Source organism: Streptomyces corchorusii (assembly GCF_001514055.1).
Classification (GTDB): Bacteria; Actinomycetota; Actinomycetes; order Streptomycetales; family Streptomycetaceae; genus Streptomyces; species Streptomyces olivaceoviridis.
Map to the genome: position 1 here is coordinate 217473 of NZ_KQ948362.1, position 13207 is coordinate 230679.

A 13207-nucleotide genomic window follows, 5' to 3' on the forward strand; every position below is an offset into this window, starting at 1 on the left:
CAGCCCACGAGCCGAACGGACTAGGCCGAAGTGACCGGCTCACCCCTTTTCCGCATTTGCCAGCCGAATGTGGCAAGAAATCGTGTGCTCCGGGGTCGCGGCCGTGGGATTAGATGAGGCGTTGTTCGACTCTGTCCGTAGCCGCTACTCGCGGTGCAGGGGGGCTCGTGGACGAAGTTCGATCCGACCGGATTCCAGCGTCGAGCGACTTGGCCGGCGCTGAGAAGCCGGAACCATTGCGGATCTTCCTGATCGATGATTCGAGCCTGGTGCACGCCGGGCTTGCGCATGTTCTGCGGGAGTATCCCGACCTCACCCTCGTCGGCAGCGCCCGGGACAGCCCGACGGCACTCGAAGCCACCCTCAACTCCTCGTTGGACGTGCTCATCATCAACACCGCATGCCGGTCCATCAACGTGGTGGACCTGATGCACCGGGCCGTCCACTACTCCGGTTCCGGTGTCTCGCGCATGCTGCTGGTGACCAATGACGCGAACGATCCCATCCGCGCGGATGCCGACAAACTGGGCGCCGGGGGTGTGGTGCTGGCCTGGGAAGAACCGGAATTCCTGGTGTCCGCCATCAGGCTCGTTTCCGGGGGGTACCGGATCGGCATACCTGACCAGGAGGAGCCTGACAACAGGCTGCCCCGCAGGAAGTCCGTCCGCCATACGGCACTCGACCTGCTCACGCTTCGTGAGCGACAAGTCCTCAAACTCCTGGCGCGCGGCATGAAGAACGCCGAGATCGCCGGAGAGCTGGTGGTCAGCGAGAGTACGGTCAAGACACACGTACAGAATCTGCTGGTCAAGCTCGGGCTGCGGAATCGTGCCAGTGCGGTCGCGGTCGCATACGAATTGGGCATCACCCGCGGTGAATGGCCGCGGTGACGTGGTCCGAACGGGTCAGCTGAGGCGGACCGCTCCCGGCAGCCGGATCGCCGACCGGATGCCCTCGGCTGTCCGGCCCGCGGATTCCTGCGCGCCTGACATCAGGTCGGCGGGCCCGTCCCCTGCCTCATTCGCGTCCGCTGAACGCCAGCCGGATTCCCAGGCCGACCATCACCACGCCCGACGCTCCACCGATCCACGACAGCCGACGCGGTGACCTGGCGAGCCAGTTGCGGGCCGTTCCCGCGAGAAGGCCCCATGTCGCGTCGGAAACCAACGCGATCAGGACGCAGATCAGGCCCAGCAGCAACAGCTGGACCCGGACGTTTCCCGCCGAGGAGTCGACGAACTGCGGCAGCACCGCGCCAAAGATCAGCAGACCCTTGGGATTGCTCACCCCGACGATGAAACCTTCCCGGAAGACCCGTCCCGGCCGGCCGGCCGACGCTGCGGACCGCTCCTCCTCCACGATCAGCAGTTTGCGGTGCCGCCAGGCCTGAACACCGAGATAGACCAGGTAGAGAGCGCCGGCGAACTTCAGGATCGAGAAGACCAGGAGGGAGCGCGTGAGTACCTCCCCCAGCCCGAACGCCACCAGGACGACCTGGACGAGGAGCCCCGCCTCGTTCCCCACCGCAGTGGATACGGCGGCCCGTCGCCCCAGCGCCACCCCCCGGCTCACCACGAACAGGACGCTCGGCCCCGGCACGGAGATCAGCACGGTCACCACGGTCAGGAAGACAGCCAGACGATCTAATCCGATCACCCGCACAGGATACGCGCCCGGCCCTCATCGCCCCGGGGTTCGCGGAAATCAGTGAACCGTGCCGGAACCACTCGGCTCTTCTCGGCCTGGTCTTGCCCACCGCGCACCGCTCCCTCACCCCAGGGGATCGCGCCGGCCGCGCCGCGAGCGCCTCGATCCGGCCAAGGTCGCCGACCTCGGACCAGGGGCGGCACCTCCGGCCACGACACGGGTCCTGCCCCACTTCGCCAAGCGCCTGGCCTTGCACACGGCCGATCTGCTCGTCCACCCGGTCCTCACCCGCGACCGCCAGCCCATGGCCGACCTCGTCCTCGGCGCCCTCGGGTGTCTTCGCGGGAAGTTCCGGTCTCGGCGCATCCGGCCTTGCGGGCCGGCGAGGGCGACGGGTACGGGTCCGTCAGCGGATGCTCCACTGCCCCGACCAATACCACGGACCGCGTCCGGAACGGCCGGTTCCGGACGCGGTGACCCGGCGGTCCTCAGGCGGACGGCACCAGGGAGAAGACCACCCGCTTCCCGGTGGTGGTGTTCTCCCGCTCGTTGAGCCCCCACAGGCGCCCGGACGACGGGGCGTAGGAGAGGTTCTGGGTCAGCGGCGGGGCATGGGTGAGGACGTGCGGCGCGGCGCCCGGCAGCGCCCGGTGGATGCAGTACGGCACGTCGGAGTCGGTGGTGCCCGCCGTCTCGGGGCACTCGCCGCTGAAGTAGTAGGAGGTGCCGTCCGTGGCGGCTCCCTGCACCTTCCAGATCGGCACGGTGTAGGCACCGGTCGCCGTGACCGTCCCGGTGTAGTCGTTCGCGGTGTCGGTGTCCGGGAGCGCCGTGCTCGCGTTCAGCGGCCAGCGGATCAGCGGCCCACCGCCCTTGGTCGCGATCTGCGAGGTGACCAGGGCGTCCGGTGAGGACGTCCGGTCCAGGCTGAGCGAGGTCAGGCAGGGCCGCGTGGCGTCGCAGGGGTCACCCGTGTCGCCGCTGAAGTAGATGCCGACCATGGGCAGCGCCCAGTTGTGGTAGCGGGCCGAGGACTTGCCGTTGCCCAGGATGCCGACCTGGTCGGTGGAGGTGTCACTCATCTTCCACAGGTGCCGCAGGTCGTAGACCTGTATCTGGTGCCCGGTGGCGACGAAGAGCATGTTGCCGTACCAGGTGACACCGTCCGCGTGACCGCTCAGCACGTCCGTCCCGGGCCGGTCACCGGCGCCGCCCACCGGGCGGAAGGTGGAGCCGCTGCCGGTGGAGTACGGGTCGACCAGCAGCACGTGCTGGTAGGTGACCGAGGTGCCGGTCGACTCCGCGATGGTGATCCGCGCGTAGTCGTTGTCGGTGTAGTGCCAGGAGGCGATGTAGAGGTAGTGGCCGTTCCAGGTGCCGCCCGGCTGGGCGTCGTGCGAACCGGTCAGCCCCTGGGGCGTCCAGACGGCGGAGGTGTCATCGACCTGGTCCCAGCAGAAGCCGTCGTACTTCAACGAGCCGTCGAGGTTGGTGTTGTGGCACAGTGCCGCCCGCCCGGCGTGACCGCCGTCGGCGAGCACCTGCTCGGGCGAGGTGCGCACGGAGACGCTTCCCGACGCCTCGATCCGCTGGATCGCGGCGCCGCGGTTCGTGAAGTCCCCCGCCCGCATCGTGAACCCGCTGGGGTCGATCGGGGCCAGGACGGAGGCGGCTGCCGCCGGATGAGCCACGGACAGGGTGACCGCCGAGAGCAGCAGGGCCAGGAACGCGCCGACCGCCCCGCTCCACCGGCGGTTTGTCCCGCACATGATTCTGTTCATGCGCGCTGACGCTACATCAGCAGCCGTGGGAGACATACGGAATGTGCAGGACCGCCGGCCGGTGATCAAGGCGGTGGCCGTGTCCGCGGTCGGCGCGGGCACAGGGGCCGGCGGGCGCCGATGCCGGCACCGCACGAGCCGTGCATCACGAACAGGGCGTTCGTATCGCCTCTTCCGTGGGGCGGAAGCCGTATTGCGCCCCTGCGGAGGCTCTCCCGACGATGGCGCCACCACGAGAGACGGGAGCCGACCCCCATGCCTCACACGACCGCCTTCGCAAGGAACCAGTGGTACGTCGCCGCCTACAGCCACGAGGTCGGGCGCGAGTTGCTCGGCCGTACGATCCTCGGTGAGCCGCTCGTCTTCTACCGCGCCGAGGACGACGGCACCGCGGTCGCGCTGGCCGACCGCTGTGTCCACCGCCGCTTCCCCCTCTCGGAGAGCCGGCTCGACGGGGACCGCATCGTGTGCGGGTACCACGGGTTCACCTACGACACGACCGGCGCCTGCGTGTACGTGCCGGGGCAGAAGCGCATCCCGCGCACGGCCAGGGTCGCCTCGTACCCGGTCGTCGAGCAGGACTCGCTGGTGTGGGTGTGGATCGGCGACCCGGCGCTCGCCGACGCGGGGACCATTCCGCGGGCCCCGCACCTGGACTCCCCGGACTGGGTCACGGTGCGCGGCATGGAGCCGATCGACGCCGACTACGGCCTGCTGGTGGACAACCTCCTCGACCTCTCCCACGAGACGTATCTGCACGGCGGCTACATCGGCACCCCGGAGGTCGCCGAGACGCCGATCACCACCGAGGTCGACGAGGCCGCCGGCATCGTACGGGTCAGCCGGCACATGGACGACGCCGAGTGCCCGCCCTTCTACGCCCGCTCCACCGGCATCGAGGGCCGTATCACCCGCTGGCAGGACATCGAGTACCACGCGCCCTGCCTCTACCTGCTGCACAGCCGGATCGCGCCGGTCGGCGTGCTGCCCGAGCCGGACGGCGGCGACCCGAACGGCTTCCACACCGAGATCACCTATGCGATCACCCCGTCCACCGACGGCAAGGTGTTCGACTTCTGGGCCGTCTCCCGGGACTTCGCGAAGGACGACGAGGAAGTCACCACGTTCCTGCGCGACTTCAACCACACGGTCGTCATGCAGGACGTCGACGCGCTCAACCTGTTGCAGAGGACACTCGGCACCGAGCGGGCCGGCTACCAGGAGCTGAGCATCAACATCGACACGGGTGGTCTCGCCGCCCGCCGTATCCTCGCCCGTCTGGTCGAGGAGGGCGACAAGCCGGTGGAGAAGGTCCGGTGAGCACGCCGTCCGCCGCTGTGAGCCGCGAGGTCTACCGCATCGACTGGCTCCCGGGCACCGACGTCCTGCACGGCACCTGTCACTGCGGCGCCGAGAACACCGCCGACGACCCGGTGCGGATGTGGGAGTGGATGCTCGCGCACCCCGAAGGACACCAGCCCGGAGGAACCACCTCATGACCGTGTACGAGACCGAACTCGTCGTCGACCGCCGCGAGCCGGCGGCCGAGGGCGTGCTCGCCCTGACCCTGCGCCATCCGCTGGGCGAGGAACTGCCGGCCTGGGAGCCGGGCGCCCATGTCGACGTCCTGCTCGGCCCGGGACTTGAGCGCCAGTACTCGCTGTGTGGCGATCCCTCGGACCGGCGCCTGTGGCGGATCGCCGTGCTCCGCGAGGCCGACGGGCGGGGAGGCTCGGCGTACGTCCACGAGCGGGTGCGCGAGGGCGACAAGGTACGGGTGCGGGGGCCGCGCAACCACTTCCCCCTGCACCCCTCCCCGCGCTACCGGTTCATCGCGGGCGGCATCGGCATCACGCCCGTCCTGCCGATGCTCGCCGCGGCCGAGGCGGCGGGCGCCGAGTGGACCCTGCTGTACGGCGGCCGCACCCGCCGCTCCATGGCGTTCACCGCGGAGCTGGAGCGGTACGGGGACCGGGTCACGCTCGCCCCGCAGGACGAGACCGGGCTGCTGGACCTGGCCCCGGTACTGGACGGCCTGCCCGACGGCACGCTCGTCTACTGCTGTGGTCCGGGCCCGCTGCTGGACGCGGTGGAGGAGCGCTGCCCGGCCGGGGCGGTGCGCGTCGAGCGGTTCCGGCCCACGGAGCGACCCGCCGGAGACGACGGCGCGTTCGAGGTCGTCCTGGAGCGGAGCGGCCGTACGCTCACCGTCCCGCCGCGGGTGTCGATCCTCGACACCGTGCGTGCCGCAGGCGTCGAGGTGCTCTACTCCTGCACCGAGGGCACCTGCGGCACCTGCGAGACCGACGTCCTGGAGGGCACACCGGAGCACCGGGACTCGGTCCTGACGGACGAGGAGCGGGAGTCCGGCGAGACCATGATGATCTGTGTGTCCCGGTGCCGGGGCGGGCGGTTGGTGCTCGATCTGTGACAGGTCCGTCAGGTCACGAGAGGTAGACCTCCCCCTCGCCGAACCGGGCTTCAGCCAGCCGGCGTCGTCGGTCGGCTCCCAGTAGCTGGTGCGGCGCAGGGGGACGCCTCGGTGACGGACATGCTCCCTGTCGCACGCGTCCCCCTGCTCAGACGTAGAACCGCGACAGGCTCCGCAGGACGGCCGCGGGCTTTCCGCCGCCGTCGATCTCCATCGTGCCGTCCACGGCGATCTGCACCCCGCCCGGCACGTCCTCCACCGAGGCGAGCTTCGCGACCAGCCGGATACGGGAGCCGACCTTCACCGGGGCCGGGAAACGCACCTTGTCCAGACCGTAGTTGACCTTCGTCGACACGCCCTCGACCTCCAGCAGCTCGGTGAAGAGCGGGATGAAGAGGGAGAGGGTGAGATAGCCATGGGCGATGGGCGCGCCGAACGGGCCGTCCTTCGCCCTTTCCGGGTCGACGTGGATCCACTGGTGGTCGCCCGTGGCGTCGGCGAAGGTGTCGATCCGCTCCTGCGTGACCTCGATCCACTCGCTGGTGCCGAGGTCGCCGCCGGCGAGCTTCTTGAGTTCGTCGAGGCCGTTGACGGTGATGCTCATCTGTGGTCCTTGTCTAGGAGGTGGTGCCGTACCGGGAGCGGACACGGGATTTCAGGAGCTTTCCGGAGGCGGTGCGCGGAAGGACGTCCGCGATCACCACCGTTTTGGGGATCTTGTACTTGGCCAGCCGGCCGGAGAGTGAGGCGATCACCTCGTCCGGGTCGAGCGTTGCGCCCTCGCGGGGGACGACGACCGCGCGCGGCACCTCGCCCCACGTGTCGTCGGGCACGCCGATGACGGCGCACTCGACGATGTCGGGGTGGGCGAGGAGCTGGTCCTCGATCTCGGCGGGGTAGATGTTCTCGCCGCCTGAGATGATCATGTCCTTGATGCGGTCGACGATGTAGACGTACCCGTCGTCGTCGACGCGGGCCGCGTCCCCGCTGCGGAACCAGCCGTCGGCGAAGACAGCCTCGGTCTCCTTCGGCAGTCCCCAGTAGCCGGACATGACGTGCGGCCCGCGCACCACGATCTCGCCCGTCTCGCCGACGTCGACCGGTGCGAGGTCGGGCCGCACCACCCGTACGTCGCTGAAGAAGTGCGGCACACCGGCCGAGCCCGCCTTGCCGACCGCGTGCTCGGCGTCCAGGAAGAGGGTGCCGGGCGCGGCCTCCGTCATGCCGTAGCCCTGGAGGAAGGTGAGCCCGCGCTCCTGGTATGTGGCGATCAGCGGGGTCGGGACCGGCGAGCCGCCGCAGGTGAGGATGCGGAGGCTGGACAGGTCGGCCCCGTCCCAGCGCGGATGCCGGGCCACCTGGTCGAACATGGCCGGCACCCCGAACATGAAGGTGATCCGGTGGCGTTCGATCAGGTCGAAGGTGTCGTCCGGGTCGAAGGACTCGACCAGGACGCAGGTGCCCCCCTTGAGCAGGACGGGCAGGGTGAGCATGTTCAGCCCGGCCGTGTGGAACAACGGGGCGGAGACCAGGGCGCGTTCGTCGGCGGTGAGGTCGTGGTCGACAAGGACGTTGAACGCGTTCCAGACCAGGTTGCCGTGCGTGAGCATGGCGCCCTTGGGCCGGCCCGTGGTCCCCGAGGTGTACATGATGATGCAGGTGTCGTCGAGGCGAACGGGCTGGTCGATCGGCTCGTCGCTCGCGGCGGCCAGCAAGTCCTCGTACGCGGCGCCCACTTCGACGTATGTCCGCACCTCGGTGCTGCCCGGCGGTCCGGCCGCCGGCGGGGCCTGCGAGGGCGCGTGGACGAGGGCCTTGGCGCCCGAGTCGGCGAGCTGGTAGGCGATCTCGGGTTCGGCGAGGCGGATGTTGAGCGGGACGAAGACCGCGCCGAGGGTGCCCGCGGCGAACAGCGTCTCCAGGAAGGCGGGGTGGTTGGGGCCGAGGTAGGCGATCCGGTCGCCGGGGCGGACTCCCCGGGCGCGCAGCGCGTGCGCGAGGCGGGTGGTGCGTTCGTACAGCTCGGCGTAGGTGACGCTCCGGTCGCGGTGGATCAGGGCGGTGCGGTGCGGGGTCTTGCGGGCCCGGCGTGCGGGCCACGACCCCAGTCCCTCGTTGCGCATCTCACGGCCCCTTCACGCTGTCGTCAGTCCGAGCAACCGGGCGGCGTTCTCCTTGAGGATCTTCGGGCGCACTTCGTCCTTGATCGACAGCTTCGCGAAGTCGGCGAGCCAGCGGTCGGGGGTGAGGACGGGGAAGTCCGAGCCGAAGAGCACCTTGTCCTTGAGCAAGGTGTTGGCATAGTGCACGAGTTGTGGCGGGAAGTACTTCGGCGACCACCCGGACAGGTCGATGTGCACGCCGGGTTTGTGCGTGGCGACCGCCAGGGCCTCGTCCTGCCAGGGGAACGAGGGGTGCGCCAGGATGATCTTCAGGTGGGGGAAGTCGGCGGCGACGTCGTCCACGTGCAGCGGGTTGGAGTACTTCAGCCGGATGCCGCCCCCGCCGGGGACGCCGGCGCCGATGCCGGTCTGGCCCGTGTGGAACAGGGCGATGGTCCCGGTCTCCTCGATGACCTCGTACAGGCCGTAGGCCACCGAGCGGTCGTTGGGCAGGAAACCCTGGATGCTGGGGTGGAACTTGAAGCCCTTCACCCCGTACTCCTCGACCAGGCGCCGGGCCTGCTTCACGCCGGCCTTGCCGCGGAAGGGGTCGATGGAGGCGAACGGGATCAGCACGTCCGGATTGGCTGCGGCGGCCTCGGCGACCTCCTCGTTGGGGACCGGCTCGGTGCCGGTGGCGGACTCGGCGTCGACCGTGAAGATCACGGCGGCCATCTTCCGCTCGCGGTAGTACGCGGCCGTCTCCTCCAGGGTCGGCTTCCGGTCGCCCTCCACCTTGAAGTAGGCGGAGGAGGCGTGGTGCAGGTCGTCGTCCAGCGAGGAGTGTCCCTTGGAGGAGACCTCGGCGTGGGTGTGGACGTCGATCGCGACGAGTTTGTCCAGGCCCATCACGCCTCCGGGAACTTCGGCGCCGGGATGCCGACGGTCTGCGGTTCGGCGCCGACGGAGGTGGCCCACACGTCGGCGAGGGTGTCCGGGGACCAGCCGCCGTCCGCGTACGCCGCCGTGATCTCCTGCGGGTGCGACCAGAGTGCCACCTTGTCACCGCCGATGCCGATGGCCTGGCCGGTCACGCCGCGTGCCGCCTCGGAGGCGAGGAAGGGTACGAGAGCGGCGCAGTCCTCGGGGGTGCCGAACCCCTCGCCCTTGCGGAGGAAGTCGGGCAGCGGCTGGCCGTGCTTCATGGCCTCGATGTAGGGGGCGAAGGCCGGGATGGTCTCGGTCATGGCGGTGGCGGCGACCGGAACGATCGCGTTGACGGTGATGTGCGCGCGGGCCAGCTCCATCGACCAGGTGCGGGCCATGGCGGCGATGCCGGCCTTGGCGGCGGCGTAGTTCGTCTGTCCGAAGTTGCCGCGCTGTCCGGCCGGGGAGCCGACCAGGATCATCGTGCCGCCCTCGCCCTGCTCACGCATCCGGACGGCGGCGGCTCGGGCGCAGGTGAAGGTACCGCGCAGATGGGTGGTGATCACCGCGTCGAAGTCGTCGTCGGTCATCTTCCACAGCACCTTGTCGCGCAGGATGCCGGCGTTGGTGACCAGGATGTCCAGGCGGCCGAACTCCTCCACGGCGCGGGCGACCAGCCGGTCGGCGGCCTCGCCGGTACCGACCGCGACGGCCTCGGCCACGGCCTTGCCGCCCGCCTCGGTGACGGACTTCACGGCTTGCTGGGCGACGGCCTCGTCGACGTCGTTCACGACCACGGCGGCGCCGTGGGCGGCGAGGGCATGGGCGTAGGCCAGGCCGAGGCCACGGCCGCTTCCGGTGACGACGGCCACCTTGCCGGTGAGATCGATGCTGGGCACGAGCGGGTCCCTTCCCAAGGGGTCGGCCGCCGGGCGCGCCGCGGCGGGTGCGCCGGTGACTCGGGCGGCGTGCGGTCCGAGATCGAAGCTAAGGACAATCATTGTTGTCGTCAATAGTTGTTGCCGACCGGTCCGTGCGGCATGCTGGGGGGCAGCACGTACGTACGTCCCGCCTCCGGACGGAGGCCCGGCCCAGGGAGCCCGCCATCACCGGCCAGCAGCACGCCCCAGAACACGCCGTGGGCTCCGCCCCGATCGACGCCCGGGAGCCGTGGATGCGCGGGCTGCACGCGGACACCGGCTATCTGCTGTACCGGCTCGGGCTGCGCTCGGGCCAGCTGTTCAACGCCTTCCTCCAGGAGTCCGGCCTGCGGCTGCGCCACTACGCGCTGCTGCGTTTCCTCGCCGCCTCCGAGGGCGCCCTGCAACGGGAGTTGAGCACCTCCCTCGGCTACGATCCGAGCGCGATCGTCGGCCTGGTCGACGACCTGGAGAGGCTGGGGTTCGCCGAGCGCCGTCCTTCCCCGGACGACCGGCGCAGCCGTATCGTCGTGCTGACCGAGGCCGGCCGGGTCTTCCTGCGCGACACCGACGAGGCGGGTTCGCGGGTCACGGGCGAACTGCTCCGACCGCTCGACGCCGAGGAGCGGGACGCCCTGCACACGCTGCTGCTGAGGGTCGCCGAGAACGGGCTCGGGTGACGCCGTCCCGATGACCGCCGACGCGCTGCCCCCGCGGACGGTGCGCTCCGCACCGGACCGGCTGCTCGCCGTGCTCGCGGCCTTCGACCACGCGCATCCGGCGCTCTGTCTGACCGACATCAGCCGCCGGGCCGGGCTCACCCTCACCACCACGCACCGGCTGGTGGGGGCGCTGACCGAGTGGGGCGCCCTGGAGCGGGACGCGGACGGTCTCTACCACGTGGGGCTGAGGCTGTGGGAGATCGCGGCGCTCGCTCCGCGCGGACTCGCGCTGCGGCAGGTGGCGCTGCCGTACCTGGAGGACCTGTACGAGGCGACGCACGAGAACGTGCAGCTGGCGGTGCGCGACGGCGGGGAGGTCGTGTACGTCGAGTGGCTCTCCGGGCGCTCCGCGGTCGGCGTCCACATCCGGGTCGGCGCCCGCTGGCCGCTGCACGCCACCGGGGTCGGGCTCGCGCTGCTGGCCCACAGCGGGCAGCCGTTCCAGGAGGCGTACTGCGCGGGGCCGCTGACCGCGTTCACCCCGTACACCATCGCGGATCCCGCGCGACTGCGCCGCGAACTGGCGGAGGTACGGCGATCGGGCGTGGCCGTGAGCAGTCGTCAGATCACCGAGGACACCCTGTCGGTGGCGGCCCCCGTACACGGCCGCGACGGCGGGGTGACGGCGGCGGTGTCGATCGTGGTCCCCCACGCGACGGCCCAGGCAGCCGTGCTGGTCCCGGCGGTACGGCTCGCGGCTCGGGGAATATCACGGGCGCTGGGGTGGCGGCCGGAGGCACGCTGAGCCGAGGTCCGCGCGGTTCGGGCTCTGGGGCGGGAAGCCGGGGTGCCGGAGCCCGACGGCAGGAGCGGGCGCTCTGCGGCGGCCGGCGGGCGGTCGAAGGCCCGGCGGAGTCCTGCGCACCAGCCGTCCGGGGCGAACGGGGGTGTCAGCGCGCCGTAAGTCGTCGCACCCGCCGCGATGTCGCCTCGCGGGCACCATGGACGCGGAGGACACCGACGCAGCCGGCCGCGTGCACCCGCATGCCCCTCGCACTCACCGAGGACCACTGCGAGACCTGGCTCGACCCCACGCATCAGGACCCGGAGCACATGTCATACTCAACGCTGCTGGAGAGGCGGGGGCGTCAACTTCCTTCGCTCGCACCGTTTGTGGGGGTCGGCAGCGGTGCACGCGGGGCGCTGGCCCCACCGGGGAAGGGCGCCGGGGGAACGTGAACAGACAAGAGCGCGCGGATGCGGTGGACCGGGAGCTCGCCGCGCGGCGGCTGCCCGATGCCGCGGTGACGGCCCTGGGCCGCTGGTGGGCGGAGAACGCGGCAACGTACACGGACGCAACACCGGGTGCGCACACCATCCGCTACACGCCCAGCCGGTGGGCGCGGATCACTCCGTGGCCCTCTGCTCTGGCCCGCCCTTCCCACACCGGTGATGCCGGAGTCAGCCGGGCGCAGGTGACCTCGGCCGTCGCGGACGCGCTACGGCGCGAGGCCTTCCGCGAGGCCCTCGTGACGACGTACGTCTGGGGGAAGGGCAAGCGCGGCACCGCCGGTGGCAGCGGGCCGGTCACACTGGAGAGAATCCTGGCCGCCGACAGCCTGGACGCGGCCCTGGCTCTCGCGGTCACCACGCTCGGCGAGCACGGCTCACGGCAGGCGTACGCGGCCCTCCATCAGCGGATCCCCGGGCTCGGGCCGTCCTTCTTCACCAAGTTCCTGTACTTCGCAGGCGCGGCACTGCCGGCCGTGCGGGGCCCGAGACCGCTCGTCCTCGACCGTGTTCTTTCCCTGCGGATGCGGTCCCTGGCCGCCGCGGTCGGAAGGGAGACAGGCCACGACCCCGACGGCTCGGTCGCTGCCTGGGTGTGGGCGGACTGGAACTGGTCGCCCCACCGCTACGAGGTCTACCTCTCGTTCATGCACGCAGCCACCCGTCAGCTGACCTCCACCGGCACCTGGCCGCCTGATGCCGGCCCCGACCTGCTCGAATGCGCGCTGTTCAAGGCCGGATGGAAGTAGTCAGGCACCGATCGGTCCGGTGCCGCGCCTGGTGGACGGCCGGGAGGGACCACCGCGTGGCGGGGGCGGGGGTCGGTGCGGACGGTCGGTCAGTCGACGCCGAGCTGGGACAGCAGGGTCTGGTTGTCCTCGATGTGCCAGTCCTCGACGATCTGCCGCTCGCCGACGTGCTGGATGTCGATGGCGTTGAAGTCCACCTTCTGGCCCTTGCCGTGGACTCCGTCGAAGGTGCCGGTGAAGTGGCCCCGGAAGACGAGCCGAGCGGTGATCTTGTCACCGGCGATCAGCAGGTCGGCCAGTTCGCACGTCAGGTCGGGCACGGCGGCGCGGAAGTTCCGCGAGGCGAACACCGGGCCTTCGGGGCCCTGCGGCCGACCGGGCGGCAGGGTGTTGTCCACGAAGTCCGGGCTGACCGACGCGTCGAGGTACTTCTCCTCACCGGTGTTCCAGAAGGTGTACAGCTGCTGCGCGAGACGTACCTCAAGCACCGCCCGGCGCTCACCGATCGAGCGGTCCACCGTCAGCGCCGTCGGCCTCACCAGGTCGGGCGAGCCGTCGACCAGCTTCCAGGGCCAGGCGTGGGAGCCGGTCCGCTGTCGGTCCTCGGCGACGGACGGCTGGGCGGCCAGCGCGGTACCGGCCGCGACAGCGGCGGCGACGGAGGCCGCCACGGCGGCACGAGTGAACTTGCGGGACAT

14 protein-coding genes are annotated in these 13207 nt (G+C 70.7%); 7 read left to right on the top strand and 7 right to left on the bottom strand.

Annotated features, from left to right (window positions below):
- Positions 1 to 167 precede the first annotated feature (167 nt).
- Positions 168 to 890 carry a LuxR C-terminal-related transcriptional regulator gene (locus AQJ11_RS51365; protein ID WP_237281082.1) on the top strand — a complete coding sequence of 241 codons (723 nt, stop codon included), beginning with the start codon at positions 168 to 170 and terminating at the stop codon, positions 888 to 890.
- A gap of 127 nt (positions 891 to 1017) precedes the next feature.
- Here AQJ11_RS51365 and AQJ11_RS29650 read toward each other — a convergent pair whose 3' ends face one another.
- A complete protein-coding gene (locus tag AQJ11_RS29650) occupies positions 1018 to 1620 on the bottom strand; it encodes a LysE family translocator (RefSeq protein ID WP_059265194.1) in 603 nt (200 codons plus the stop codon).
- Between the two features lie 515 nt (positions 1621 to 2135).
- Positions 2136 to 3428, bottom strand: a complete 1293-nt coding sequence (locus AQJ11_RS29655) for a hypothetical protein (RefSeq protein ID WP_244218408.1) — start codon at positions 3426 to 3428, stop codon at positions 2136 to 2138.
- Positions 3429 to 3683: 255 nt separating this feature from the next.
- Here AQJ11_RS29655 and AQJ11_RS29660 point away from each other — a divergent pair, with 255 nt between their 5' ends.
- The 3 genes from AQJ11_RS29660 to AQJ11_RS29670 are packed head-to-tail and all read left to right on the top strand — an operon-like array spanning position 3684 to position 5859.
- A complete protein-coding gene (locus AQJ11_RS29660) occupies positions 3684 to 4748 on the top strand; it encodes an aromatic ring-hydroxylating dioxygenase subunit alpha (RefSeq protein WP_059265196.1) in 1065 nt (354 codons plus the stop codon).
- Entirely contained in the window at positions 4745 to 4927 is a 183-nt protein-coding gene (locus AQJ11_RS29665) for a hypothetical protein (protein WP_014677168.1), read from the top strand. Before AQJ11_RS29660 ends, AQJ11_RS29665 begins: the two co-directional genes overlap by 4 nt.
- Positions 4924 to 5859, top strand: coding sequence for a PDR/VanB family oxidoreductase (locus AQJ11_RS29670; protein WP_059265197.1), 936 nt, complete (start codon positions 4924 to 4926; stop codon positions 5857 to 5859). Before AQJ11_RS29665 ends, AQJ11_RS29670 begins: the two co-directional genes overlap by 4 nt.
- 148 nt (positions 5860 to 6007) lie before the next feature.
- On the opposite strand, the gene AQJ11_RS29675 is transcribed toward AQJ11_RS29670, so the two are convergent.
- Genes AQJ11_RS29675 through AQJ11_RS29690 form a run of 4 tightly spaced genes read right to left on the bottom strand, consistent with a single transcriptional unit; the run spans position 6008 to position 9787 of the window.
- Entirely contained in the window at positions 6008 to 6463 is a 456-nt protein-coding gene (locus AQJ11_RS29675) for a MaoC family dehydratase (RefSeq protein WP_014677166.1), read from the bottom strand.
- Between the two features lie 13 nt (positions 6464 to 6476).
- Positions 6477 to 7982, bottom strand: a complete 1506-nt coding sequence (menE, locus tag AQJ11_RS29680; RefSeq protein WP_059265198.1) for an o-succinylbenzoate--CoA ligase — start codon at positions 7980 to 7982, stop codon at positions 6477 to 6479.
- 12 nt (positions 7983 to 7994) lie between these two features.
- On the bottom strand, positions 7995 to 8870 hold the full coding sequence (locus AQJ11_RS29685) for an amidohydrolase family protein (RefSeq protein WP_059265199.1): 876 nt from the start codon (positions 8868 to 8870) through the stop codon (positions 7995 to 7997).
- A complete protein-coding gene (locus AQJ11_RS29690) occupies positions 8870 to 9787 on the bottom strand; it encodes an SDR family NAD(P)-dependent oxidoreductase (RefSeq protein WP_059265200.1) in 918 nt (305 codons plus the stop codon). The genes AQJ11_RS29685 and AQJ11_RS29690 overlap by 1 nt, the downstream gene beginning before the upstream one ends.
- 239 nt (positions 9788 to 10026) lie before the next feature.
- Between AQJ11_RS29690 and AQJ11_RS29695 the strand changes: the two genes are divergently transcribed.
- From AQJ11_RS29695 to AQJ11_RS50450, 3 genes are all read left to right on the top strand, one after another.
- Positions 10027 to 10488 carry a MarR family winged helix-turn-helix transcriptional regulator gene (locus AQJ11_RS29695; protein WP_014677162.1) on the top strand — a complete coding sequence of 154 codons (462 nt, stop codon included), beginning with the start codon at positions 10027 to 10029 and terminating at the stop codon, positions 10486 to 10488.
- 10 nt (positions 10489 to 10498) lie between these two features.
- Entirely contained in the window at positions 10499 to 11275 is a 777-nt protein-coding gene (locus AQJ11_RS29700) for an IclR family transcriptional regulator (protein ID WP_059265201.1), read from the top strand.
- A gap of 430 nt (positions 11276 to 11705) precedes the next feature.
- Positions 11706 to 12509, top strand: a complete 804-nt coding sequence (locus tag AQJ11_RS50450) for an 8-oxoguanine DNA glycosylase OGG fold protein (protein ID WP_208616642.1) — start codon at positions 11706 to 11708, stop codon at positions 12507 to 12509.
- An 89-nt stretch (positions 12510 to 12598) separates the two neighbouring features.
- On the opposite strand, the gene AQJ11_RS29710 is transcribed toward AQJ11_RS50450, so the two are convergent.
- Positions 12599 to 13207, bottom strand: a complete 609-nt coding sequence (locus tag AQJ11_RS29710) for an ester cyclase (protein ID WP_014677159.1) — start codon at positions 13205 to 13207, stop codon at positions 12599 to 12601.